Source organism: Phytoactinopolyspora limicola, assembly GCF_011320225.1.
In the GTDB taxonomy this organism is placed as follows: Bacteria; Actinomycetota; Actinomycetes; order Jiangellales; family Jiangellaceae; genus Phytoactinopolyspora; species Phytoactinopolyspora limicola.
In genome coordinates this window covers 1-24056 of the sequence record NZ_JAAOEN010000018.1, presented here as the reverse complement: position 1 = coordinate 24056, position 24056 = coordinate 1, and the positions used below count along the sequence as shown (strand labels likewise).

The 24056-nt window shown below is 67.9% G+C and carries 23 protein-coding genes; 12 read left to right on the top strand and 11 right to left on the bottom strand.

Features of this window, described 5'->3' with window-relative positions; genetic code table 11:
* Positions 1-53: 53 nt before the first annotated feature.
* The 5 genes from G8760_RS25320 to dgoD are packed head-to-tail and all read left to right on the top strand — an operon-like array spanning position 54 to position 5405.
* Positions 54-998 (top strand): carbohydrate ABC transporter permease, encoded by a 945-nt coding sequence (locus tag G8760_RS25320; RefSeq protein ID WP_166355689.1) that lies wholly within the window; start codon positions 54-56, stop codon positions 996-998.
* On the top strand, positions 995-1993 hold the full coding sequence (locus G8760_RS25315) for a carbohydrate ABC transporter permease (RefSeq protein WP_166355630.1): 999 nt from the start codon (positions 995-997) through the stop codon (positions 1991-1993). The genes G8760_RS25320 and G8760_RS25315 overlap by 4 nt, the downstream gene beginning before the upstream one ends.
* Positions 1990-2901, top strand: a complete 912-nt coding sequence (locus G8760_RS25310; RefSeq protein WP_166355629.1) for an NAD-dependent epimerase/dehydratase family protein — start codon at positions 1990-1992, stop codon at positions 2899-2901. The genes G8760_RS25315 and G8760_RS25310 overlap by 4 nt, the downstream gene beginning before the upstream one ends.
* Positions 2898-4199 (top strand): enolase C-terminal domain-like protein, encoded by a 1302-nt coding sequence (locus G8760_RS25305; protein ID WP_207782713.1) that lies wholly within the window; start codon positions 2898-2900, stop codon positions 4197-4199. The genes G8760_RS25310 and G8760_RS25305 overlap by 4 nt, the downstream gene beginning before the upstream one ends.
* A 54-nt stretch (positions 4200-4253) precedes the next feature.
* Positions 4254-5405, top strand: a complete 1152-nt coding sequence (gene dgoD, locus G8760_RS25300) for a galactonate dehydratase (protein WP_246222683.1) — start codon at positions 4254-4256, stop codon at positions 5403-5405.
* A 125-nt stretch (positions 5406-5530) separates the two neighbouring features.
* On the opposite strand, the gene G8760_RS25295 is transcribed toward dgoD, so the two are convergent.
* The gene (locus tag G8760_RS25295) at positions 5531-6535 is read right to left on the bottom strand and encodes a LacI family DNA-binding transcriptional regulator (protein ID WP_166355628.1); all 1005 of its coding nucleotides are present in this window, start codon (positions 6533-6535) and stop codon (positions 5531-5533) included.
* 97 nt (positions 6536-6632) lie between these two features.
* Here G8760_RS25295 and G8760_RS25290 point away from each other — a divergent pair, with 97 nt between their 5' ends.
* A complete protein-coding gene (locus G8760_RS25290) occupies positions 6633-8588 on the top strand; it encodes a hypothetical protein (RefSeq protein ID WP_166355627.1) in 1956 nt (651 codons plus the stop codon).
* Here the strand turns inward: G8760_RS25290 and G8760_RS25285 are convergent.
* The 5 genes from G8760_RS25285 to G8760_RS25265 form a co-directional block, all read right to left on the bottom strand.
* Positions 8569-9717 carry an endonuclease/exonuclease/phosphatase family protein gene (locus G8760_RS25285; protein WP_166355626.1) on the bottom strand — a complete coding sequence of 383 codons (1149 nt, stop codon included), beginning with the start codon at positions 9715-9717 and terminating at the stop codon, positions 8569-8571. The two genes, G8760_RS25290 and G8760_RS25285, sit on opposite strands and share 20 nt — an antisense overlap.
* 103 nt (positions 9718-9820) lie before the next feature.
* Positions 9821-10297 carry a methylglyoxal synthase gene (locus tag G8760_RS25280; protein ID WP_166355625.1) on the bottom strand — a complete coding sequence of 159 codons (477 nt, stop codon included), beginning with the start codon at positions 10295-10297 and terminating at the stop codon, positions 9821-9823.
* Between the two features lie 365 nt (positions 10298-10662).
* Complete coding sequence (locus G8760_RS25275; RefSeq protein WP_166355624.1) at positions 10663-11391, bottom strand: class I SAM-dependent methyltransferase; 729 nt, start codon at positions 11389-11391, stop codon at positions 10663-10665.
* 262 nt (positions 11392-11653) lie between these two features.
* Positions 11654-12496, bottom strand: a complete 843-nt coding sequence (locus G8760_RS25270; protein ID WP_166355623.1) for a hypothetical protein — start codon at positions 12494-12496, stop codon at positions 11654-11656.
* A gap of 17 nt (positions 12497-12513) precedes the next feature.
* Positions 12514-14172: an FAD-binding dehydrogenase gene (locus tag G8760_RS25265; protein WP_166355622.1), complete on the bottom strand. Its 1659-nt coding sequence runs from the start codon at positions 14170-14172 to the stop codon at positions 12514-12516.
* A gap of 170 nt (positions 14173-14342) precedes the next feature.
* Here G8760_RS25265 and G8760_RS25260 point away from each other — a divergent pair, with 170 nt between their 5' ends.
* Entirely contained in the window at positions 14343-15416 is a 1074-nt protein-coding gene (locus tag G8760_RS25260; RefSeq protein WP_166355621.1) for an alpha/beta fold hydrolase, read from the top strand.
* Positions 15413-16297: an alpha/beta fold hydrolase gene (locus G8760_RS25255; protein ID WP_166355620.1), complete on the top strand. Its 885-nt coding sequence runs from the start codon at positions 15413-15415 to the stop codon at positions 16295-16297. Before G8760_RS25260 ends, G8760_RS25255 begins: the two co-directional genes overlap by 4 nt.
* Here the strand turns inward: G8760_RS25255 and G8760_RS25250 are convergent.
* Positions 16235-18199, bottom strand: coding sequence for a helix-turn-helix domain-containing protein (locus G8760_RS25250; protein WP_166355619.1), 1965 nt, complete (start codon positions 18197-18199; stop codon positions 16235-16237). The genes G8760_RS25255 and G8760_RS25250 overlap by 63 nt on opposite strands.
* 93 nt (positions 18200-18292) lie before the next feature.
* Here G8760_RS25250 and G8760_RS25245 point away from each other — a divergent pair, with 93 nt between their 5' ends.
* On the top strand, positions 18293-18715 hold the full coding sequence (locus tag G8760_RS25245; RefSeq protein ID WP_166355618.1) for a hypothetical protein: 423 nt from the start codon (positions 18293-18295) through the stop codon (positions 18713-18715).
* A gap of 32 nt (positions 18716-18747) precedes the next feature.
* Here G8760_RS25245 and G8760_RS25240 read toward each other — a convergent pair whose 3' ends face one another.
* Entirely contained in the window at positions 18748-19503 is a 756-nt protein-coding gene (locus G8760_RS25240; protein ID WP_166355617.1) for a 3-hydroxybutyrate dehydrogenase, read from the bottom strand.
* A 195-nt stretch (positions 19504-19698) separates the two neighbouring features.
* Here G8760_RS25240 and G8760_RS25235 point away from each other — a divergent pair, with 195 nt between their 5' ends.
* The gene (locus G8760_RS25235) at positions 19699-20163 is read left to right on the top strand and encodes a nitroreductase/quinone reductase family protein (protein WP_166355616.1); all 465 of its coding nucleotides are present in this window, start codon (positions 19699-19701) and stop codon (positions 20161-20163) included.
* Positions 20164-20169: 6 nt separating this feature from the next.
* Here the strand turns inward: G8760_RS25235 and G8760_RS25230 are convergent, their stop codons facing one another.
* A complete protein-coding gene (locus tag G8760_RS25230; RefSeq protein ID WP_166355615.1) occupies positions 20170-20760 on the bottom strand; it encodes a hypothetical protein in 591 nt (196 codons plus the stop codon).
* Between the two features lie 186 nt (positions 20761-20946).
* Here G8760_RS25230 and G8760_RS25225 point away from each other — a divergent pair, with 186 nt between their 5' ends.
* Positions 20947-21774 (top strand): LLM class F420-dependent oxidoreductase, encoded by an 828-nt coding sequence (locus tag G8760_RS25225; RefSeq protein ID WP_166355614.1) that lies wholly within the window; start codon positions 20947-20949, stop codon positions 21772-21774.
* Between the two features lie 11 nt (positions 21775-21785).
* Positions 21786-22769 carry an MsnO8 family LLM class oxidoreductase gene (locus tag G8760_RS25220; protein WP_166355686.1) on the top strand — a complete coding sequence of 328 codons (984 nt, stop codon included), beginning with the start codon at positions 21786-21788 and terminating at the stop codon, positions 22767-22769.
* 117 nt (positions 22770-22886) lie between these two features.
* Here G8760_RS25220 and G8760_RS25215 read toward each other — a convergent pair whose 3' ends face one another.
* Both G8760_RS25215 and G8760_RS25205 read right to left on the bottom strand, forming a co-directional pair.
* Entirely contained in the window at positions 22887-23381 is a 495-nt protein-coding gene (locus G8760_RS25215; protein WP_166355613.1) for a GNAT family N-acetyltransferase, read from the bottom strand.
* A gap of 440 nt (positions 23382-23821) precedes the next feature.
* Positions 23822-24056: IS30 family transposase (locus G8760_RS25205; RefSeq protein WP_166355612.1), on the bottom strand; the 235-nt coding region annotated here is incomplete at its 5' end.

The window sequence follows — 24056 nt, the reverse complement described above, 5'->3', positions numbered from 1 at the left end:
CCGGTTGTCCGGCGCCGACGATGGTGTGACGAGTGAGGAGCGATGCGGTGGCGATGACGGCGCGCCCGGACCTTCCGGCTGAACCGGGGCAGCGGCCGAGGCGGCGTCGGCGACGCAGCCCGGTCACCTGGGCCCGGTCCGGTGGGATGGCGTCGGTGGTGTTCCTACTGCCGCTGCTGATCACCTTCGGCTTCTTCTCCTGGTTGCCGGTGGCCAAGAGCTTGGTGCTCAGCATGCAACGGACCAACCTGGTCACCGCCGCGGAGTGGGTCGGGCTGGCGAACTTCGAACGGGTGCTGGCCGACCCTCTCCTGTGGACGGCGGTCTGGAACACGACGTGGTTCACCTTGCTGGCCGTTGTCGTCGGCTTCCCGGTACCGGTGATGCTGGCGGTGTTTATCGGGGAGCTGCGCAAGAGCCGGGGCCTGGCGTCGGCGCTGGCCTACATCCCGGTGATCCTCCCACCGGTGGTGGCGGTGCTGCTCTGGAAGGCGTACTACAACCCGGGCCCGGACGGCCTGTTCAACACCGTTCTGGGCTGGTTCGGGCTCGGGCCTTTCCCGTGGCTTCAGGACGGCACCATGGCGATGCCGAGCATCGTGGTGCAGGCCACCTGGGCGGGGTTCGGTGGTACGACCATCATCTACCTCGCCGCTCTGCGGTCGGTCCGCACCGATCTGTACGAAGCGGCCGAGGTGGATGGGGCCAGCATCTGGCGCCGGGTCTGGCACATCACGCTGCCACAGCTGCGCGGGATCATGCTGATCATGCTGTTGTTGCAGCTGATCGGCACGTTCCAGGTCTTTACCGAGCCGTTCATCATGACCGGCGGCGGCCCGGAGAACCGGACGACGACCATCCTGATGCTGATCTACAACTACGCGTTCATCGCGGGTGACTACGGCAAGGCGACCGCGCTGAGCCTGATGTTGGCCGGGGTGCTGAGCATCGTCTCGGCGGTCTATCTGTTCCTGACCCGCACCTGGAGTAAGACATGACGATCACCGCAGGCCAGCGCGCTGAAGGGGCCGTCACCGACGAGCCGTCTCCACCAACCGGCGGCCGCCCGCCGCGCCAGTGGTGGTGGCGGTGTCGGCGGCGGCCAGGTCAGGATGCCACCGAACGTGGCATCCTGTCGGCCAACGACCGGCGGCGCCCGGTGGTCCGGGCCGGCTTATGGATCGTGACGACGGTAGTGGTGGGCGGGTTGGCGGTTGTTGCCGCGGGGCCGCTGTTGTGGCTGTTCAAATCGGCCGTCTCCACCAGCCAGGACATCCTGCGGGAACCGCTGAGTCTGTGGCCCAGCGGGATCCAGTGGCAGAACCTGAGCGAGGCGTGGACCCGGGTGGACATCGCCGGGTATCTCGGTAACACGGCGTGGGTGGCGGCCGGGTCGTGGTTCTTCGGCCTGCTGGTGGCCACCACCGGTGGGTACGCGTTGTCCGTCCTGAAGCCGCGGTATGGGCCGGTGATCACTGGTGCGGTTCTCGCGACCTTGTTCGTGCCGGGGGTGATCTCGCTCGTCGCGCTGTATTTGATCATCCTCGACGTGCCGATCGTGCGGGTCAACCTGATCAATACCTTCTGGGCGGTGTGGCTGCCGGCCGCGGCCAACGCGTTTAATGTGCTGCTGGTCAAGCGGTTCTTCGACAACCTCCCGCATGACCTGTTCGAGGCCGCCCGGATCGACGGAGCCGGCCCCTACCGCATCTTCGTCAGCCTCGTCTTGCCGATGTCGCGTCCGATCCTGGGGGTGTTGTCGTTGCTGACCATCATCGCGGCCTGGAAAGAGTTTCTCTGGCCGCTGCTCGTGCTCCCCGATCCGTCCATGCAGCCGTTGTCGGTGGCGTTACCACGCCTGGAGAGTACCGCCGAGGTCAGCCTGCTCATGGCCGGTATGTTCATCTCGGTGATCGTCCCCGTCCTGCTCTTCCTCCTCTTCCAGCGTCAGTTCCTGCGCGGAGCCGGCCAAGCCGGTGCATTGAAAGGATGACCGTCATCGACCACGTCCTCATCACCGGCGCGGCCGGGCTGATCGGCCGGGCCACCACCAGGCACCTGCGCCAGCGCGGAACACGTATCACCGGGCTGGTGCTCGACGACCCCGGCGACCTCGACGTCGACCGGGTAGTGGTCGGGGACGCGGGAGACCGGGCCGCCGTCGAGGCGGGGCTGGACGGCGTGGACGCGGTGATTCATCTGGCGGCGCGGGCCGCACCGAACCTGGGCACCGCCGACGAGGTCTTCAGCGGTAACGTCGCCGCGACGTTCACCGTGCTCGACGCGGCTGGAGAGCGTGGCATCCGGCACGCCGCGGTCGCCAGCAGCATCAACGCGCTGGGGTATCACTACTCACCACACGCCGACGTCCACCCGGAGTGGTTTCCGCTCGACGAACAGCTGCCTAGCCGGGCCGCCGACCCGTACTCGTTGTCCAAGCAGGTCGACGAGATGACGGCCGCCGGCATGCACCGGCGGTACGGCATGACCATCGTTGCGCTGCGGTTTCCGATGGTCGGCGGGCTGGGTGAGGTGGCGGGTGTTGATGGCCGGCTGCCGAGCTGGGCCAAGGCCGTCACCGCCGAGCCCTGGCGCGGTGCACGCGACGGCTGGCTGTATCTGGAGAGCCGAGACGCTGCCCGGGCGTTGGAGCTGGCGTTGCGTCCGGCCGTGCCGGGAGCACATGTGGTGTTCGTCGCCGCTCCGACGACGGGGGTGCCGTATCGCACCGGCGATCTGCTCGATCGATACCACCCCGGCGTGCCGCGGCGGCGATTGTTCTCGGGCCGGGAGGCACCGGTAGATCTCGGCCGCGCTGCGGACTTACTCGGCTTCACCGCCCGCCATCTGTTGCCCGACGCCGAGATCCGTTCCCTACCACCTGAGACGAGGTCAGGATGACCGTGTCGACGCCCCGCCCGGAGATAAGCATGGCCGGAGAAGTGGAGGTGCCGACGGCGGCGCCGCCGTGGCCGCACCGCGACGGGACACGGATCACCGCCGTCCGTGCGATCGCCACCGCACCTGCGGGAACTCCGCTGGTTGTGGTGCGAGTCGACACCAACGAACCGGGCTTGTACGGGCTCGGCTGCGCCACCTTCACCCAGCGGTGGGAGGCGGTGGTCGCCTACGTGGAGCAGCACGTGGCGCGCATCGTTGTTGGTCGGCATCCGGCCGACATCGAGGACATCACCCGCAGCGTCGGATACGCCGCCTACTGGCGGCACGGCCCGGTGGGCAACAACGCGATCTCCGGGCTTGACATGGCGCTGTGGGATATCGCCGGGAAACGGGCCGGGCTGCCGGTGTACGAGTTGCTCGGCGGCCGGGTCCGGTCCGCGGTGCCGACGTACACCCATGCCGGCCGGGCCACGGTGGAGGAGACGCTGGCCGACGCCCGCGGCTTCATCGATGCCGGCTGGACCCACGTGCGCCTTCAGGTGGGGCAGCCCGGCCGCGGGACCTACGGCGCTCCGGGCTCTCGTGGTGGTTATCCGGCGGCCGCCCACCCGGACGGCTGGGACGTACGCCACTACCTGCGCACGACGCCGGAGCTGTTCGCCCAGGCCCGGGCCGAGCTGGGGGACGGCATCGAGCTGTTGCACGACGTGCATTCGCGGCTCACGCCGAAGGAGGCGGTGATCCTGGCCAGATCACTGGAGCCGTATCGGCTGTTCTTCCTCGAGGACGTGCTGGCGCCGGAGTATTTCGACCGGCTGCCGGAGGTGCGGGCGGCGTCGCCGGTGCCGATCGCGGTGGGGGAGCTGGCCACGTCGTTCGTCGAGGCGGTGCGGCTGGTGCGGGACGGCGGCGTCGACCTGATCCGCTGCCACATCTCGGCCATCGGTGGTCTCACCCCGGCCCGCAAGCTAGCCGTGTTGAGCGAGCTAACCGGGGTGCGCACGGCCTGGCACTCGCCGGCCGACGTATCGCCGGTGGGAGCGGCGGCGAACGTCGCCCTTGACGTCAGCTCACCGGCGTTCGGCATCCAGGAAGGGCACGTGTATCCGGACCCGGTGCACGAGGTTTTCCCCGGCACGTTGCGGATCGAGCGGGGTTGGATGCGGCCGAACGAGACGCCCGGCTGGGGTATCGACGTCGACGAGGGCGCGGCCGCGGCGTACCCGGCGGGCCGATCCGGCCACGATGCCTGGGCACTGGGGGTGCGGGCGCCGGACGGGAGCATCCTGCCGCCGTGACGTTCGGGTGTGTCGGAGCGGCGGATTCTTCAACGCATCAGATGCGGAGGACATGTGCGGACCCGGATTCGAGCCATCGAGACGTTCCGCGTCTCGCAGCGGTTTATGGTGTGCAAGGTCAGCACCGACGACGGTCTAGTCGGCTGGGGCGAGCCGATTCTGGAGAGCCGGGCGGAGACCGTCGAGGCGGCGGTGCGGGAGTTGTCCCAGCTCTTGATCGGCGCGGATCCGGCGCCCATCGAGCGACACCGGCAGGTGCTGGTCAAAGCCGGCTTCTACCGGGGCGGCCCGGTGTTCGGATCCGCCGTGGCCGGACTCGACCAGGCGTTATGGGACCTCAAAGGGAAGGCCCTTGGTGTACCCGTGCACGAGTTGCTCGGTGGACCGGTCCGCGACCGGGTGCGGATCTACGGCCCGGCCCATGGCGACGAAACCGAGGTGATGCTCGACCAGGCCCGATCACTGGTTGAGGCCGGGTACACCGCGGTGAAGGTCGCGCCGCCGCGGACGCTGGGTTTCGTCGACACCCAGGCCACCGTGCACGGTCTCATCGATCGGTGGACCGCGTTGCGGGACGAGATCGGGCCCGGCATCGACTTCGCCATCGACTTCCACGCTCGGGTGTCGGCACCGATGGCCCGGGTGCTGCTGCGCCACCTCGAACCACTCATGCCGATGTTCGTCGAAGAACCCCTACCGCCGGAGCACCAGGCCCGGATCGGTGAGCTGGCCGCGGCCACCACCGTGCCGATTGCCACCGGTGAGCGGCTGTACGACCGGTGGGACTGTGACCCGGTGCTGCGCTCGGGGATCGCAGTGCTCCAACCGGATGTGTCCCACGCCGGAGGGATCTCCGAGGTGTTTCGGATCGCCGCGCTGGCCGAGACCCACCATGTGCATTTGGCTCCCCATTGCGCGACCGGGCCCGTGGCGCTGGCAGCCGGTCTACAACTCGATCTAGCCGTTCCGAATGTGCTGATCCAGGAGTCACACCTGCGGCTGCACCGGCCGGGTGAACATCCGATGATGCGTTTCGTGACCGAGCCGGACACGCTGGTATTCGAGGACGGCTACCGACGGCGGCCGGTTGGGCCCGGTCTCGGCATCGAGCTGGACGAAGAGGCGCTGCGCGCCGCCGCGGCCGCGCCGGATTCAACGCGCTCACCGGTGTGGAGTTATCCGGACGGAAGTTATGCCGAGTGGTAGCCGGCGAGGCCGACCTCGAAGCCCATCTGGGTGGCGTAGCCGCCGTTCCACCACGGGCCGGTGCGCCGTTGCCGCGGCCTGGCGCCCGGGGTTGTGAAGCCGCCGGCTCTGGTAGCGTCCGGCCGCTAAGCCGATTCACGAACCATCAGCCGCGCGCCACGTCGACGGTGATGTGTTGCGGGTGCACCGTCGATCCGATTCAGCAGGATCGTCGCCACTGCCTGCCCGATCTCGCGGGGCGCGTAGGCCATGGTGGTCAGCTGTGGGGTGATCAGGCGGGCGGCTTCGATGTCGTCGAAGCCCATCACGGCAACGTCGTCTGGTACCTGAAGCCCGCGTTCGCGAGCGGTATCGAGTGCGCCGATGGCGACGATGTCGTTGGTGCAGATAACCGCAGTGGGCGGTTCGTCCTGATCGAGGAGCGCACGCATACCTTCGGCGCCGCCGTCTCTGCCAACCGGTGCCCGGACTACCAGGTTGTTGTTCAGGGGAACGCCGAACTCGCTCAGGGCCGTCTGGTATCCACGCACTCGCTCAGCTGGAGCACCGGAGCCGGCCGGGGCGGTGATGAAACCGATCTTTCGGTGGCCTTTGCCCAGCAAGTACCGGGTAGCGTCAGCCCCGCTGGCGTGATCGTCGCTGTTGACGACGTCTACGCCGGGTGCGGGTGAATGGTGGCCCAGCATCACCGTGGGGATCCCCGCGGCGACGGCGGGTGCGACGTCGTCGTGATGTTCGTAGTAGCCGGAGAAGGCGATGCCGTCGACCCGGCGGGTGATCATCTGCTGGACGATCTTCTGTTCGAGCTCCGGATCGGCGTCGGTGTTGCAGACGATACCGACGTACGACGCGGGGGTCAGCACGTCGAGCAGCCCGCGTGCCACCGACGTGTAGAACGGGTTGGTGATGTCCGGCACGATCAGTGCGACGGTGTTGGTGCGTTGAGATCGCATGCTGCGGGCCAGCTCGTTGGGTTGGTAGCCCAGTTCGGCGATGGCTTCGGCGACGCGCTGCCGGGTTGCTTCCGCCACGGGCCGCCGCCCGCTGAGGGAATGCGAGACAGTGGTGACGCTGACGCCGGCCCGAGCGGCGACGTCGGCGATTCCGGACGGGCGTGGGCGCCTTGCCATCATGACCTCCTCGCGGGGTGTATGTGTATCGTAGCGGCGATAGCAAGACGTTTTGCTTTCTGTCTTGTCCTGGCCGCGCCACGATCTGGAGACCGCCGTGCCCGACGCTCTCGACCACGCCCTGATCAACTCCGTGTGCGCCGCGGGAGAAGGAACGTTCGATCCCGCATGGAGCCTGCTCCGGGGGCCGGCCACCTATAACCCGATCCATACCCGGATCGTCTCCGGCCATGCGCACCGCTATCTGCCCAGCCTCGCCTACGCTCTCGCCCTATATGAGCAGAACACAACCGACGGCCGGTCCAGGGCGTCCGCCATCGTGGATCGGGTGGTGGCCGGCCAGGACAGTGGCCCCGCGTCGCCCACTTACGGGTTATGGGGATACTTCGCCGAGGAGCCGGTTGCCGAGATGGTGCCGCCGGACTGGAACCAGGCGGATTTTGGCGGGCGGCTCCTCGCCCTGCTGCTGTTGCGCCACCGCCACCGGCTGGGTGCTCAGACGCGAGCGCGGGCCGAGCGGGCGTTGCATCACGCCGCGCGGTCCATCGTGCGACGGGACGTGTCGATGTACTACACGAATATCGCGGCCAAAGGCACGTTCGTCACCCTGACCGCCGCACAACTCCTGGCCGACGAAGAGCTGCGGCACTACGCGACGCGCCGACTGGCTCGCTTCGCTGCCGCCGTGGCCCGCAGCGGGAGCTTCACCGAGTACAACAGCCCCACCTATTGGCTGATCACCGTGGAGGCGCTGACCGGGATCGACCAGTATGTCGTCGACGACGACGTCCGGGAGCAAACGAGCGCGCTGCTGGAACTGGCCTGGACCCACCTGGCGCGCCGCTGGCATGCGCCGACCGGGCAGCTGGCCGGCCCGATGTCGCGGGCCTACCCGGTCGATACCGCCGCTATGCCAGAGCTGCTGATGTTCCTGCGTAAGGCGTTGGCCGGGGCGAGCCCGTTTGGTGCGGTGCCCGTGCCGGCCGCTGATCCGTCGTTGGTGTTGCCCGCGGTGCTCCAGCCGCAGGTACCGGAGCGGCTACGCGACCACTTTCTCCAGCCGCCCGCCGGCGAGATGTACCGGGAGTTGTTCGTGCTGCGCGATGCCGCGGCGGAAGCCCCGGAGCAGGCCGGCGGCACCGCGGTGGAACAGATAGTGGGCAGCACCTGGCGCGAGCCGCGGATGGCCCTGGGTACCGTCAACCAGGCCGACACCTGGCTGCAACGTCGAAACCTCCTCGGATACTGGACGGCCCCGGGTGACGCCCCATGGCGACAACCGGCGCGGTACGTGCGGTTACGAGTGCTCAAAGACGGATTCGACCTGGCGGCGGGCTCGTTCTCGGCGGTGCAGGCCGGCCGGTCGGTGCTGTGGGGGGTGTCCCTGGCCGCCCCGGGTGGTGATCGGCACTTACACCTGGACACCATCGATGTGGGGGAGCCGATGCGGGTGTCGTCGGTGCGGGTCGTGTTTGATGTCGGCGGCGCCGACGAGGCGACGTGCTGGGTGAATGGCGACCCGGTGGAGGAGGCTGTCAGGTTCGAGGCAGGGGACGTCGTCGAGGTGGCGGTGCCCGGCGCGCAGCTCACCTTCTGTTTCGCGGCCGCGTTCTGGGGCGACATGGTCGCGGCCGGGCGGATCACCCGCGAAGACGACGTGCTCCGGGTCGGTGTGGACCTCGTGGATGAGCCCGCGACCGTCGAGGTGTTCTTGGACCAAGTCGACCGGGTGTTCGTCGGTGGAGCGATGACGGTGACGCCGCGGGAGACCCGGCCAGGCGGGGCGGCGCCGGCGGAGACCCCGTTACGTCCGGGCCAGACGCCCCCCGGCTCAGAGGTCCGGGTCAGCGCTGACCCGGAGATGGTGACACTTGTCTGGCGGGCTCCGGTCGTGGGGGACGTCGGGGCTGCCGACCTCGTGCTGCGGTGCAGGTCCAGAGTCGGCACCCGCGCTCAACACGCCGCAGCCCTCCTGTCGACCGTCGACGGCCGGTCTCCCGTCGCGCAGCGCCTGGACCAACCGGTGGGCGCGGTCAGAGGTCCAGGTCGATAACGACGACGGCGTGGTCGGAGGCTTGGTGGATGTTGGCGGTCATGTCGGGGTAGGTGTCCCAGGCGGTGGGGCGGGTCTTGCGGGTGCCCCACAGGCCCGTGCGGAACACGGTGCCTCCGGTGAACGCCGGAACGAGGCTGTGGGAGATGAGGATGTAATCCAGGCGGTTGCGGATGCTACACGTGTCGAAGGTGCCGGGCCGGTCACCGGTGTCGAAGCCGTCGAGGTCGTAGCAGGAGACGAGGGGGCCGCCGGGGGCGAACAGGGCGGTGAGGTTCTCTGGTGGTTCGTCGAGGGTGGGTTGGCCTTCGTTGAGGTCGCCGAGGACGATCACGTGTTCACCTGTGGCGGTGAGGCGGTCGGTGATGTCGCGGACGGCGTCGGCTTGGCGTCGGCGTTTGTTTCCACCACCGCCGGATTGTGACTTGAAGTGGTTGACCAGGACGTGCAGCACGGTTCCGGTGGGAGTGGTGACCTCGTACTGCGGGCAGTCGCGGCTGAAGATGGTGCCGAGGTGGTCTTCGGTGTCGACGTGGGAGCGGATGGTGCCGATGGGGAAGCCGGGTTTGGTCATGATGCCGACGTCGATGCCGCGTTCGTCGTTGCCGTCGACGAGCATGACGTGGCGGTAGTGTCCGTCGAGCATCTCGTGGTTGAACCGCACCAGGGCCGGGCGGTCTTCGGCCTCGACCACGGCGAGGATGTCGGCGTCGACGTCGGTGATGACGCGGGCGGTCATGCGGGTGCCGATCTCGTCGGTGGGTTCGGTGGCCAACTCCAGCCAGCCGATCCAGTCGCCGCGGCCGGTGGCGGTGATCTCGACGTTGTTGGTGGGATCGCGGGGTTGGCGGTCGAAGGTGCCGCGGTTCTTGCGTAGCCATGCCCAGGCTGGTGTGGGGCTGGGGCGGCGGCGGATGGCGTTGTGGATGTTGCGGTAATACACGCCGACCTCGAGGAGGAGTTCGCGCATCCGGTCCCGGTCGGCGCCGGTGTAGGTGTCGTCGGTGATCAGCGAGTTGAACTCGCCGTAGGCTCGCACGATGGGTTCGCCGGCCGACCAGTCGAGTGGATCGAACGCCTTCGGCCGCGCGAAGAGGTTCTCCAGGTTGTACGACGCCACTGTGACCATGCCGCCCTCACCTGATCGCATACCACCCGATATCAGAAGAATAGCGCTGTATCAGGTGATATGGCCCGGTCGTGCCGATTCGAGGGGGCGCGGCACGCCGTGTTCATTCCCGTTCCGGCGCCCCGGTTCGCGACGCCGCGGCGGATACGAGTTCACCGGTCACATCACCGAAATCCGGCCGGACGGGTTGGTACAGCCCGGAGAACAGCGGGGATGAGATGAGCATGTCGGCGGTCGTGACATTCGAGGCGACACCGATGTTCCACACGGCGGCCAGGCGCAGGAGGGCTTTGACGTCCGGATCGTGTGGCTGCGGCTCGAGCGGATCCCAGAAGAAGATCAAGATATCGATGACACCTTCGGCGATCTTGGCGCCGATCTGCTGATCTCCGCCGACTGGTCCGGAGAAGAAGCGATGGACGGGCAGCCCAAGCTCGTGTTGGAGCATGGTGCCTGTGGTGCCGGTGGCATAGAGGTGGTGCCGGGTGAGTGTTCCGCGGTTGAATGCTGCCCACTCCAGCATTGAGGCCTTCTTGTTGTCGTGGGCGACGAGTGCGATGTGACGAGGGTTGGTGCTCATATTGCCAGTGTGGACGGTTCTTGTGTCTGCGCCGTTACGGGCAGCTAAGGTCCTGATAAGAATCCACGGGGCCGCAGCGGACGTGCGTGCACAGCGGACCGCCGCGGCTCAACGTCGGTTCGGTTGATGCCGCGGGGCCCGCTGTGCTGACGCATCAGCCAGATGCGGGGTGGCCAGATGTTGGTCGGCTATACCCGCTCCGGTCAGGCGGCGTCGGCGGTGTCGTTGCCTTGGTTGTCTTCCTTGTCGATGAGTTGGTGGATGAGGTGTGAGGTGGGGGCCCGTCGGTCAGCGCCCGCCAGCTGCGTCAAATGGAGATCGTCGACGTCGAAACGGCCCGCGGGACGCCAGGTGGTCGGCGTGGATCACGTCGTTCGTCGAGCAACGAAGACGTACTCGCGGCCGGGGCGGTCCAGAGCGTCGCGTACATCGAGAACCCGGAAGCCGGCGGCAGCGAGCGTGGACTCCACCTCGGTGCGACGACGGAAACGCAACGTGGAGTCAGAGCTGACGACGGCGCCGTCGGACTCGAAGCGGTAGGTGTAGCGGAACGACACCAGCGGAAGGGCAACGTCGGTCACCTCGAAGGTCTGCTCGACCCGCCCTACGCCGGGTACATCGAGGGTGACCGTCCGCTGGGCGTCTTGCCATTTCTCCCAGGCGCGATACTCCGGCCGCCGGGTCTCGAACACGACGTACCCGTGGGACCCGAGCGCGGTGTGGATTCCGCGCAGCGTCCGTAACCAGTCGTCATCGGTCAGGAAGACCTGGGCGACGTTTCCGGTCAGCACCGCGAGATCGGCACGGAGGGCCGGCACCGACGTGGCGTCGCCATGCAGCCAGGTGACCTGCTCGGCGCCCACCTTCGACCGCGCGACGTCGAGTGACGCCGCCGCCGGGTCGACACCGACGACGGTGCGGCCGGTACTCGCCAGCCGCAACGCGAGCGATCCCGTCCCACACCCCACGTCTAGTACATGCTGAGCATTCAGCTCATCCGCGATCCCGAGATAGGTGTCGAGGTCGTCACGAGGGCCGTCGAACGCGTCATAAATGACAGCGAGACGAGGATGGGCGAACACGGCGTCCGGCATGCCACAACACACTATCTAGCCGATCAGCCATGCACCCGGGCCGATCAGCCACGCACCGGAATGGCGGCGGGTTGCCGGCACCTGAGCCCGCCCCATGGCCCGGTGATCGTTGTCAACTTCGTGTCGTTACCCGCAAGTGATCGTTGTCGGCTTCCTGCCGTCATAGCGACTGGATTATGGGTTCGATCACCGGGGATGAGGGCGGAAATCCGGCAACGATCACCGGGTAGTGCCCGAACTTCATGGTTCTCGAGGCTCGGCCTTAGCGCCCCCGCGAATAGGGATTCACCGCGGCGTCGGTGCCGGGCGGGTCGTCCGGGTTCCACAGGGCGCGGCGTACGAAGGGCTGCGGACCGCCCTCGTTCGCGACGGCTTCCTCGATCTCGTCGAGTTCCTTGCGCAGCTCCGTGACAGCGGCCGATGCCTGCGCCCAGAACCGCGCGTCAGCCTGGGCGATTTTACGTTTGATGATCGGACGGGCGATGAGAAGTATGGGCCTGGCCAGGCCCCGTGCGGACAGGGTGAACGCCGCTTTGACGTCCCAGTGCGTCGATGTGCTGGCGACCTCGATGGTGGCGCCGAACCGGAGCCGGCCGGCGTGCCCGGCGGCGTTGAGAACCTCGCCGGAGCCGTCCAGCAGGGGAGCGGGGGTGACGTGCACCGCGACGTCGCCGATGCCGCGGAACAGCCACGCCACGATGCCCGGGATCTCACCGTCGCGCATGAGTCCGGTGAGGTCGGCGCGGGCGGTCAGATCGAGGTTCGGTGGGCGTCCGTGCCGGAGATCGGCGTCGATCGTCCATCGGTCCCGGGACTCCGTCAACGTGAGCGAGAGCTGCACCTCGTCGTCCCGTCGTAGCGTCACGCTGGCCACGTCCGGCGTCGGTCTCACGGTGGGAAACCGCAGGTCATACCGGGTGCCGGGGGTACGGTGCCGACCTTCGCGGAGGGTGAGCTGTGGCTGCGGTTCCCGCGTGTCCGGGTGGACTACCGCGCCGGACTCGTCGAAACGCAGATCCGCCCACTCGTTGACCAGAGCCGGGATGAGGTCGAGTACACCGGCAAGGTCGAGTCGCTGCACATTGCCGGTGGTCTGGAGTCGCACGGGGCGAGCCTAGACGATCACCCGGACACGGCGGCCGCGGCGGACCGACCGGCGACCCGACCGGAGAACAGGCAGCCGCCGAGGAAGGTGCCTTCCAACGCGCGGTAGCCGTGAATGCCACCACCGCCGAAGCCGGCGACCTCACCAGCGGCGTAGAGTCCCGGAATCGGCTCGCCGGCCGCGTCGAGCACCCGGGCCGACAGATCGGTGTGAACGCCGCCGAGGGTCTTGCGGGTCAGGACGGACAACCGCACCGCCACGAGAGGTCCCGCGTCCGGATCCAGGAGTTCGTGTGGTGCCACGACGCGGATGAGGCGATCACCGACGTAGGCTCGGGCAGCGCGGATGGCGGTCACCTGAGCGTCTTTGCCCAGGCCCGTGGCCACCTGGCGATCGCGGGCGACGATCTCGTCGTGGAGCACTGCCTCGTCGATCAACTCCTCTCCCACCAGTTGGTTCATGCCGTGCGCCAGTTCATGGACGGAACGACGGACGACGACGTCAGCGCCGTGGCGGACGAACGCGCCGACGGGTCCGGTCATGACCGCTCCGCGGCGCTGGAGGAGCCCGCGTACGTCCCGGTTGGTGAGGTCCGGGTTCTGCTCCGACCCGGACAACGCGAACTCTTTGGCGAGGATCCGCCGGTTCAGGACGAACCACGAATGGGGGTACCCACTGGTGCCGATGTGTTGGAGTGCTCCGAGGGTGTCGAAACCGGGGAAGAGCGGCGACGGCAGCCGGCGGCCGCGGGCATCGAACCAGAGCGGCGACGGCCCGGAGAGGATGCGGATGCCGTGGGAACTCCACACCGGGCTGTGATTCGCCAGACCCTCCGGGTAGTGCCACATCCGGTCCATGTTGATCAACGCGCCCCCGGCGTCCTTCACGACGCCCAGCATCCGGCCGTCCACGTGGTCCGGCACACCGGACAGCAAATGCTGCGGTGGGGTGCCGAGGCGGCTCGGCCAATGGTGGCGAACCAACTCGTGGTTGGCGCCCATACCACCCGACGTCACCACAACCGCCTGGGCACGGATCGTGAACTCGTCGACGACGGCCCGTGAGCTGGGTGCACCGCGCCGGACCTCGCTGGGGGCCAAGACCTCGCCGGTGACGCCGGTGACCGTTCCGCCGTCGGTGACGAGTGTGCTGACCCGATGCCGATAACGCACCTCAACCCGTCCGTCGTCCTCGGCGGCGCGAAGCGCCCGGACGAACGGTTCGAGTACCCCGGGACCGGTTCCCCACGTCACATGGAATCTGGGGACCGAGTTGCCGGCGCCGGTGGCGAGGTGACCTCCGCGTTCGGCCCACTGCACCAGCGGGAACAGCCGCAAGCCCTGGGTGTGTAGCCACGTGCGTTTCTCACCCGCCGCGAACTCGACGTAGGCCCGTGCCCACTCTCGGGGCCAATGGTCTTCGGCGCGATCGAAGCCGGCCGAACCGGACCAGTCCTGCCATGCGAGCTCGGCGGAGTCGCGGATGCCGAGCCGGCGTTGCTCCGGGGAGTCGACGAGGAACAATCCACCGAAGGACCAGTGCGCCTGGCCACCGAGTGATGCCGGGGGTTCTTGTTCGACGACGATCACCCGCTTCCCCGCCGCCGCCAGTTCAGCCGTGGCGACCAGCCCGGCCAGACCTGCCCCCACGACCACAACGTCGGCGTCGTACGGCATCGGGCGCCACCTCCCACCAGCTACGGTGCCAGGCAGCCTAACCGACCACACGGAGAAATGGCGCGGCATGTGTGCCGACACCATGTCGCTCGCGGCGGAGTCGGGGAAGAATCGCGGCACAGCGTTTCTTCGGCACGGCATAAGCCCGAGTGAAAGGAACCGTCGACCTCATGACAACGCGACTGCGGCCCGGAGTGGTATCCACCACGGTGCACACGCCGCGGCTGTCCGTGCACATGCTGCACCTCGACCGGCCAGGCGAGCCGGTGCTGTTCATCCACGGCAACGTGTCGTCGGCGTCGTTCTGGCAGCAAAACATGCTGGATCTGCCGGCGCGATATCGTCCGCTTGCTGTTGACCTGCGTGGATTCGGGGACACCGAGGCGCGGGAGGTGGACGCTACCCGCGGGTTGCGGGATTACGCCGACGACGTGCGAGCGGTCCTCGACGAGCTGGAACTGCCCGCGGCCCACCTCGTCGGCTGGAGCATGGGCGGCGGCGTAGCGATGCAGTTGTTGCGCGACACACCGGAGCGGGTGTCGTCGCTGACGCTGGTCAACCCGGTGTCGCCATACGGGTTCGGCGGTACCCACGGGCCGGACGGGCAGCTCAACGATGCCTCTGGTGCCGGTTCCGGTGGCGGGTGCGCCAATCCTGACTTCGTGGCCCGGCTCGGAGCCGGCGACCGGTCCGCCGACGTGCAGACCGCACCGCGGGCAGTGTTTCAGGGGGCCTACGTCCAGCCCGGTTTCGTCCCGAACGACGACGCGGATGTGGAGCTGTACCTGGACTCGATGTTGTCCACCCGGATCGGTGACGGCCACTATCCCGGCGACACCCGGACCACTGACACCTGGCCGGGGCTGGCCCCTGGAGATCGCGGTGTCCTCAACGCGATGTCTCCGCTGCACTTTCGCATCGACGACCTGCATGTCATCGACCCGAAGCCGCCGGTCGTCTGGATCCGCGGCGCGTCGGACGTGATCGTCTCTGATACGTCGCTGTTCGACCTGGCCTACCTGGGCTCCATCGGCGCGGTGGAAGGCTGGCCCGGCGCCGACGTCGCACCCCCGCAGCCGATGGTGGCCCAGACCAGGCATGGGCTGGAGCTGTACTCGGCGGGCGGAGGGGCGTTCACCGAAACCGTGATCGACGACGCGGGCCACAGTCCGCACATCGAACGCCCCAAGGAGTTCATGGCCGCACTGGTGGCCGGGCTCGACGCCGGCCGGCGCACCGGATGAGGGGTGTCGCCGTTCCGGTGGATGGCGGCGACCTGGCGGCGCTGACGTGGGCGGTGCCGCAGTCGGTGCGGCCGACCCCCGGCGACGGACTGCCGGTTCTGGCCGTCCATGGCATCACCGCGAACGCCGCCGCCTTCGGGCGGCTGGCCGCTGAGCTTGCTGGCCGTCGCCGGCTCATTGCCCCCGACCTGCGCGGGCGCGCCCGCAGTGCTCACCTGCCGGGGCCGTTCGGGCTGGCTCGGCACGTTGGCGACCTGATCGCCATCTTGGACCACTTGGAGATTGGCCGGGTGATCCTGGTCGGTCACTCCATGGGGGCGTTCGTCGCGGGTTTGACGGCCGTCCGGCATCCGGAACGGGTCGGGGGAGTGGTGCTGGTTGATGGTGGGCTCGCGCTGCCCGTACCGGAGGGCACCGATATCGACACGGTCCTCGGCCCGGCGATGGCGCGGCTGGGGATGACGTTCGCCGGCGTCGACGCCTACCGCGAGTTCTGGCAGGCACATCCGGCGTTCGTGAATCGGTGGAACGAGTTCACCGACGCCTACGTCCAGCGAGACCTCACCGGCGAGCCACCGACGTTGCGCTCGGCGTGTGTGGAGGCCGCGATCCGGGCCGACGGCGCCGACGTGTTGCGCTCCACGGAGGCGCTGAGCGCTGCGCACCAGCTGACCCGGCCGGCCCGGCTGCTCTGGGCATCGCGCGGGCTGATGAACGAATCCCCTGGGCTGTATACGGCCGAGCGGCTGGCCGATCTGAACGCCGCCATGCCCGCGCGCGAGCTGGCCGGGGAGAACCATTATTCGATCCTGTTCTCCTCAGCCGTCCGGGAGATCGTCACCGAGATCGACGCCGTGGCGGAGCAGTCCGTGCACGCGTAACGCCAGTTGAAGCTCCAACGCTCGGTCGGGTCCGGTCCAGCCCGCGCCGATAAGCTGGGAGACGCGGTCCAAGCGCTGCGCGACGGTGTTGACATGGACGTGTAAGGCGTCCTTGGCCCGGGTCAAGCTGCCCCCGGCGGCGAAGTACGCGGCGAGTGTCTCCACCAACGCGGTGCCGCGTTCGGTGTCGTAGTCCACCAGCGGTCCGATGGTCGCCGTAACGAAGGCGGCGGCGTCATGGCGATCACCCAGCAGGACACCGAGGAACCCCAGGTCGGCCGGCACCGCGGCCGCACCGGTACGACCGAGAGCGTGCAACGCTTTCAGGCAACGCACTGCTTCGCGGTGCACGGTAGGAAACGAGGCAAGGCCATGGGTTGGTCCGGCCGCGGCCGCGGTCAGCCCGACACCGACGGCGGTGCGTAGGTCAGCGGCGACGGCATCAACCGACTCTTTCGGGTTGTCCGCGGGCAACGCCAGAACGGCCCGCCCATCCCTCCGGGTGGCCAGACCACGACGGACCTCGGCGATGTGCCGGGCCGCGGCGTACAACCGCTCGGGGTCGGCGTCCGGAGCGTCGGCGACGACGATGACGTACGGCTGTTCCGGGTCGGTGGCCACCCGTCGGGCTCGCTGGCGCAGCGTTTCGGGGTCGCCCCGAGGTGTATCGAGCATCTCGTCGAGCAGCTCACCTCGGACGCGGTGTTCGGCGTCGCTCACCGACCGGCGCCGCAGCAGTAAGAGCGCGGCGACCACGGCCGCACGCTCCAGAATGCGTTGCTCCGCGGCGTCCAGGGCGGTGGTTCGGCGAAGAGTCAGCGCGACGAGCGGTTCGTTGCCTGCCGCCGCTGTCGCCACCCACGTGTCGTGGTCCGTCCCGGTTCGCGCTACGCGGGCATTGGCCAGTGCTTCGGTGATGGCTGCGACCAGTGTGTCGTCGTCGCTGGCCGAAGTGTCGGCGTCGGCTAGATCGACCAGCTCGACCTGCCCGTCGAGCAGCGCCGCCACGGCCGCGGTGATGTCGTCGGCGGCCGCGCCCCGTAGGAGCAGGTCGGCGAGTTTGTCGTGCGCATCGGCGGCCCGTTCCACCTCCTCGGTGCGGGCCCGAAGCTGGGCATTCGCGGTGTTGAGCTCGTCGAGCGCGGTGTGGGTGCGGTCGATCAGGTTGGCGGCATCGATGGCGATGGCCGCGTGGGTGGCGAGCGACCGGAGCAGCGCGATCTCCGCTGGCACGAATGGGCGCTCGCGCCGGTTGGCCGCGAAGAGCACGCCGATCACCTGGCCGTTGAGTTCGAGCGGCACACCGAGGATGGCCACCAGGCCCTCCTCGCGTACCGCGGTGTCGATCGGCGCGGTGTGAGTGAACCGCTCGTCGGTGAAGTAGTTCGCCGTCACGTACGGGCGTGAGGTGGTGGCGACCAGCCCGCCCAATCCCTGGCCGGGAGCCAGCCGGACCTGCTGGAACTGCGCGGACACCGACCCCGAGGTGACCCGCATGGTGGTGTCCTCGGAATGTGTATCGCGGAGGGTGAGGTAGGCGATGTCGGTGCCGAGCAGGGCTCTGGCCCGGTCGACGATGGCGCGAAGTACTTGGTCCAGGTTGCGCATCCCGGCGAGGTCGTTGGCGGTTTCGTAGAGGGCGGCCAGCTCGGATTCCCGTCGCCGGTAGTCGTGTAGCAGGGTGCGGACCTTGAGCGCCGCGAGCTTGGCGTCCTCCACCGCCGCGAGGTCGGCTCCGGCCGAACCCGCGGAACGTGCTTCGATGGCCAGCCGTTCGTACTCGACGGCCGGCGTATCGCGGAGGAGCAGGTCGAAGTATCCGGCGATGGTGGCGGCGACGCTCCCCGGCGCCTGCGGCCGCCGGTTGTCGCGATGGCCATCTTCGCTGCGTTCGTTCCCCATGGGCCCCTGTTACGTCGTCGGTCAGCTCGCCGGTGGATGTCGGAAGCCGAGCGTGACCGTATTCTCTCGGATCGGACGGTACTCTGTTCGAGTATGGAGCGCACGGCACTGGAGGGGCTTCAAACGCTGCGGCAGCTGGCCGTGGCGGGTGATCTTGCTACTTTGTGCGATCGCTACGAGGTCGCGCTGCTTGTCGTCCACGGCAGCGTCGTCCAGAGCCGCCTTGATGTCGAGCCGCGAGATCTTGACCTGGCGTTTCGTGGTCGGATCGGAGCAAGGGGCGACAGAGTCGGATTAACTAACGAGCTGATCGATGCGGGCCGCTACGACCAGGTGGATCTCATGGATCTCGGTCAGGCCGGGTCGGTAGCGAGGTCGCGGGCGCTTGCGCCGGATGCTGTTGTTCTTCATGAAGAGCGCTCCGGCATCTTTGCGCAGGAGCAGATTCGGGCGATCACCGAACAGATGGAGACTCGCCCCTTGCGCATGCTGGACCTGAAGCTCATGGCGGCCTGACGGGGGAAAAGGTCACTCGACGCTGGCGTCAGTCAGCCAGCGGTCCAGCCGCCGTCGACGGTGATCGACGCACCATTGATGAACGATGCGTCGGGCCCGCACACGTACGCGACGGCCGCGGCTACTTCGGCCGGTTCGACGAGCCGTTTGATCGGGCTGCGGGCCAGCAGAACTTCTTCGATCACCTGGTCCGTGGAGATTCCGTGGGTCTCGGCCTGTGCGGCGATCTGGTTCTCCACCAGGGGCGTACGCACATAGCCGGGGCTGATGCAGTTAGACGTGACACCCCTGGGGCCACCTTCGAGGGCGACCACCTTCGAGAACCCTTCGATTCCGTGTTTCGCGGTTACGTACGCCGACTTGAACGCCGACGCGCGCAATCCGTGTACGGATGAGATGTTGACCACCCGCCCCCAGCCCTGCGCGTACATGTGCGGTAGCGCCGCGCGGACCAGCCGAAACGGTGCTTCCACCATCAGCCGTAGCATCATCGAGAAGCGCTCGGGCGGGAAGTCCTCGATCGGGCTGACGGTCTGCACGCCGGCGTTGTTGACGACGATGTCCACGTCCGCAGCCAGCGCAGAAGCCGGGTCGAGGTCGGTCAGGTCGGCCACCACGGCCGCGCCGCCTACCGTGTCGGCGACCGCCTTGGCCGTGTCCTGGTCGATGTCGACGACACGCACGTGGGCACCGTCGGCAGCCAGCCGTAGCGCACAGGCCCGGCCGATGCCACTTCCCGCGCCGGTGACCAGCGCTACCTTGCCCGACAGGTCCGCCGTGGAACTCATGCCCACACCCTAGGCGGGTGGTCGGCGGATGCACATGGCGTCATGGCACACAGCGGTCACCCGCGGTATGTAGGTGTGCCGGCCCAGCCGTGGAGAGGTCACCGGGATCGGTCAGGAATCGAGAAGTCGTCGTGCCTGACCCGCGCCTAGTGTCGGCGTCGTCGATATCAGGTTGTGAACAACGGGAGGCCAGCGATGACACCGGACCAGCAGAAGGGGCAGCGTAAGCCGGGAACACCTGGCGCGTTCTCTCTCTGGATGCAGCGGAAGATGAATGCCCGCATGACCCGTAAGGTCCGGCGCGGCCGGGGGACCTTCATGGGCATGGAGGTGCTGATCCTGAACACGGTGGGACGACGGACCGGGCGACCACGGGAGACGCCGCTGGCTTGGTTCGCCGATGACGATGACGCCTGGCTGATCGTCGCATCCGGCGGCGGAAGCCAACATCCTGGCTGGCACGCCAACCTCATGGCAGGTCCGGATCAGGTGTCGGTCGAGTTCCCGGGCCGGGGTGCGGTGCCGGTGACGCCGAGCCAGCTGGAGGGTGCTGACCGGGAGCGGGCGTGGAAGCTCATCTCCGCGGCAGCACCGCGGATCGCGAAGTACCAGAGCAAGTCGGACCGGGAGTACCCGGTGATCCGGCTGACTCCTCGCTGACTCCGCCTACTCGTACTGCTGGCCGCAGACAAGGAATTCGGTCAGCTCGGGCCACGTGAGTGGTGGCAGGTCGGTTTCGCCGTCCGGTTCCGGATGGAGCTGCGTCGTTGGGCCGTCGAGCTCCTTGCGGATGCCATCATCGGGGTCCCAGCCGCCAAATGCGCCGGCCAATCCACACTCCAGATAACTCGGCACGGAGTGGTTGTACCAGCGCCGCCCGGCCGCGCGGAAACCACTGCCCGGAGCGCGGGGCGCGTCTACGCCGAGTTCCGGATAGGAGAGGGGTGCGCCTTCGGCGAAATCGCGAAGGTCAGCCACCTGCGAAATGATCACTTTCTCCCACGCGTCGTAACCGTCGTCGGCGTCGGACAACCCGAGATCGGCGGTACGCCACGCGTCGTCGAAGGGCGGCGCTGGGGCGGTGGCCGCCTGGATGAGCACAGCTGCGAACGTTTCCGGGGCGAGCGATGCTTGTTCCCGATGGGCCCGGCCCAGCGCCCAGAGAGCTGTCAAATACTCTTCCAGTGATCTGGAGGTGTCGTCGGCCGCGCTGAGCACGTCCCGGTAGAGGTCGCGGTTGGTCAGGGGAGCGTCCACAGCCGTACCTTCGCACACTCCACTACCAGCCTCAGCTTCGGTGATCGTTGGCGGTGTAATGCCGCGCAACGGTGATCGTTGGCGCACTGTGGTTGTGGGTTCGCAGCACTAACCCGGCAACGATCACCGAAAGGGTTGGGCGTGCGATGACGGAATGAAGGTGGCCGTTGCCCGGGTTATGACTACATGGCGGTCGACCTTGGAACCATCGGAGTCTGGCAACTAGCAGGTGCATTGAACGGCGGTTTTGCCGCCGAGATCGAAGCGCTCGGATACGGCACCATCTGGATCGGCGGCTCGCCACCGGGCCACCTACGCCTGGCCGAAGAACTCCTTGACGCCACCAGCAGCATCGTGGTCGCTACCGGCATCGTGAACATTTGGGCGGTCGACGCCCATACAGTTGCGCAGTCCTATCACCGCATCGCGGCTCGGCATCCCGACCGATTCCTCCTCGGCGTGGGTATCGGCCACCCCGAGGCGACCCACACCTACCAGCGTCCGTTCGACACCGTCGTCTCCTACCTCGACACACTCGACGACGAAGGCGTCCCCGTGGCCGGCCGGGTGTTGGCCGCGCTTGGCCCGAAGATGCTTCGGCTCGCCGCCGAGCGAAGCGCCGGCGCACACCCGTACTTGACCACACCCGCACACACGCGGTGGGCGCGGGAGGTGATGGGAGACGGTCCGCTGCTGGCGCCCGAGCAGAAGGTCGTCGTCGATACGGATACCCGCCGCGCCCGTCAGGTGGCCCGAAACGCCGTCAGCAACCCCTACCTGAAGCTCACCAACTACGTCGCCAACCTGCGGCGGTTCGGTTACACCGACGACGACATCGCGGGCGGTGCTGGCAGCGACCGCCTGGTGGACGAGCTTGCCCCCCATGGTGATGCCGCGAGCGTCGCGCACAGCATCACAGCTCATGTGGACGCTGGCGCCGATCATGTGGGTGTCCAGGTCGTGGGTGACGCCGCGATGGCCGGGTATCGCGAACTGGCGACGGTGCTCCGGTGACCGCGGCCGCCATGCGGCTGTCGGTCTTGGACCTGGCCACGATCACCGAGGGGCAGCAGCCGCGGCAGGTGTTCCAGGCCAGCGTGGACACCGCGAGGGAAGCCGAGCAGCTGGGTTACCTCCGCTATTGGTTCGCCGAGCACCACAACATGCCATCGATCCTGTCGTCGGCCACCAGCGTCCTCATCGGACACGTTGCGGCGCAGACGTCGAGCATCCGGGTCGGTTCGGGCGGCATCATGGTGCCCAACCACTCGCCGCTGGTGATCGCCGAACAGTTCGGCACCTTGGAGACCCTGCACCCTGGCCGGATCGATCTAGGTGTCGGCCGTGCCCCAGGTGGGGACCGAGAGACGTTTTTAGCGCTGCGCCGCGACCCGGCCGCTGCCGAGTACTTCCCGCAGGACGTCGCCGAGCTGCGCGATCTGCTCGGTCCCGCGCAGCCTGGCCAGCGGGTGCGGGCCATTCCGGGGACTGGGACCAACGTCCCCATCTACATCCTCGGCTCGTCGCTGTTCGGCGCGAAGCTGGCGGCGTCGCTGGGTCTGCCGTACGCTTTCGCCTCACACTTCGCGCCCGCCGCTCTCGACGACGCTCTGGTGGCGTACCGGCAGAACTTCCAGCCCTCCGAGCAGCTCAGCGAGCCGTATGTGATCGTGGCGATGAACGTCTACGCCGCGGAGACGCAGGAGGCCGCGCACACCCTGCTCACCGGCAACCTGGTCCGGATGGCCCGCAGCCTGGTCACCCGGAGTGGTTCGCCGGTGCCCGAAGTGAGCGACGAGACGCTGCTCGCTTCACCGGTGGGGCAGCAGGTCCGGTCCATGCTGCAGCACACCGCCGTAGGGAACGCCGACGACGTCCGAGCGGGTGTGCGGGACTTCGCCACCCACACTGGGGCCGACGAGATCATGGTGGTGACGAATACCCCTGACGTCGAGTCCCGGATCCGCTCCTACCAGATCCTGGCCCGCGCAATGGGTATCACCGGCTGACGCGGGTGGGGCGCCGTTGCCGAACGTCCGTGATCAGCAAGCGCAATCCCCGGTTCAAGGCTCGGCAGCGTTGGCACCCACCTCGGCACCCATTCGTATGCTCGATATCGCCCGCTGTCACAGCTGTTTGGTGAACATGAGCGACGGCCGATCGTCGAGCGCGATGATTGTGCCGGCCGCGACCGGATGGCCTCCAAGGACCACCCCGGCGCCGTCAGGGATGTAGCCACGTTTGACATACATACGTTGCGCGTTGCCGTAGTCGGAGTTGAGCCCGACGCCGATCCCGGCATGTTCAGATCGACGCGCGATCCGGTGCTCCGCCTCGTCCATCAAAGTTGCGCCGACGCCGCGTCGACGATGAAGTGCGAGCACATTAAAGTCGACGACTTCCGGGATGCCCGCCGCTGCGAACGGTGGATAAGCCGAATCCCACGCGATGGTCAGGTAGCCGATCGGGCCTGAATCGGACCACGCCACAATCACGTCGCGGGTGCCCGCCCGTACCATCTCGGCGTACTCGATAAATTGGGCGCGCGATTTCGGCCAGCCCGCGAACACATGGGACAGCTCGTCGACGTGCGCGTCTTCCAGATTCCGCAGTTCGACCACCGTCCCAATCTGCCACGCCTGGCCGGACGCGCCGCCTCTGGCGCCGATGGGCGGACCGGAGGGCTGCGATCTTCTCGGTCGTGCAAGAAGTCAGAAGGGGGTTCTGTGGGCATTCCTGCCCCGCGGCGGGCTGCCGTATCTGGGTGGGAGTGCAGGGTAACGGTGGAGGGTTTTGGGGGGGGGGGGGGGGGGGGGGGGGGGGGGGGGGGGGGGGCGCCCCCCCCCCCCCCCCCCCCAAAACCCCTCCACCGATCGGCACCGCGGGCGCGGCGCCCTACTCGCGTGGTTCTCAGGGACCACTGATGTCATGAGACCGACTGCGCACGACCTGCTGAGACCGCACCCGCCAGCCATCCCTACACCCCTCAACGAGGAACAGCCCCCTTGTGGCAGGTTGCGGCGCCGATAGTGGTGCTGGTACTCGAACCGCGATCCCGGATTCAAATCTGAAGTGCAACGGTTGGTGTGGCTGGGGTCGAGCATAGGTGGTTGAACACTTCGGCTGGGGTCTGCCAGCCGAGGACTTTGCGTGGCCGGTTGTTGATCTCGGTGATGATGTCGGCCAGTTCGTCGTCGGTGATGGTGTCGAGGCGGGTTCGTTTGGGCAGGTATTTGCGGATGCGGCCGTTGAAGTGCTCGTTGGTGCCACGCTGCCAGGATGAGTACGGGACGGCG

Coding starts and splice junctions, on each gene's coding strand:
- G8760_RS25225 (WP_166355614.1), top strand. CDS start 20,947: ATGGCGGTCGACCTTGGAACCATCGGAGTCTGGCAACTAGCAGGTGCA.
- G8760_RS25310 (WP_166355629.1), top strand. CDS start 1,990: ATGACCGTCATCGACCACGTCCTCATCACCGGCGCGGCCGGGCTGATC.
- G8760_RS25235 (WP_166355616.1), top strand. CDS start 19,699: ATGACACCGGACCAGCAGAAGGGGCAGCGTAAGCCGGGAACACCTGGC.
- G8760_RS25280 (WP_166355625.1), bottom strand. CDS start 10,297: ATGAGCACCAACCCTCGTCACATCGCACTCGTCGCCCACGACAACAAG.
- G8760_RS25220 (WP_166355686.1), top strand. CDS start 21,786: ATGCGGCTGTCGGTCTTGGACCTGGCCACGATCACCGAGGGGCAGCAG.
- G8760_RS25305 (WP_207782713.1), top strand. CDS start 2,898: ATGACCGTGTCGACGCCCCGCCCGGAGATAAGCATGGCCGGAGAAGTG.
- G8760_RS25240 (WP_166355617.1), bottom strand. CDS start 19,503: ATGAGTTCCACGGCGGACCTGTCGGGCAAGGTAGCGCTGGTCACCGGC.
- G8760_RS25255 (WP_166355620.1), top strand. CDS start 15,413: ATGAGGGGTGTCGCCGTTCCGGTGGATGGCGGCGACCTGGCGGCGCTG.
- G8760_RS25250 (WP_166355619.1), bottom strand. CDS start 18,199: ATGGGGAACGAACGCAGCGAAGATGGCCATCGCGACAACCGGCGGCCG.
- G8760_RS25315 (WP_166355630.1), top strand. CDS start 995: ATGACGATCACCGCAGGCCAGCGCGCTGAAGGGGCCGTCACCGACGAG.
- G8760_RS25260 (WP_166355621.1), top strand. CDS start 14,343: ATGACAACGCGACTGCGGCCCGGAGTGGTATCCACCACGGTGCACACG.
- G8760_RS25295 (WP_166355628.1), bottom strand. CDS start 6,535: ATGGCAAGGCGCCCACGCCCGTCCGGAATCGCCGACGTCGCCGCTCGG.
- G8760_RS25245 (WP_166355618.1), top strand. CDS start 18,293: ATGGAGCGCACGGCACTGGAGGGGCTTCAAACGCTGCGGCAGCTGGCC.
- G8760_RS25320 (WP_166355689.1), top strand. CDS start 54: ATGACGGCGCGCCCGGACCTTCCGGCTGAACCGGGGCAGCGGCCGAGG.
- G8760_RS25285 (WP_166355626.1), bottom strand. CDS start 9,717: ATGGTCACAGTGGCGTCGTACAACCTGGAGAACCTCTTCGCGCGGCCG.
- G8760_RS25265 (WP_166355622.1), bottom strand. CDS start 14,172: ATGCCGTACGACGCCGACGTTGTGGTCGTGGGGGCAGGTCTGGCCGGG.
- G8760_RS25275 (WP_166355624.1), bottom strand. CDS start 11,391: ATGCCGGACGCCGTGTTCGCCCATCCTCGTCTCGCTGTCATTTATGAC.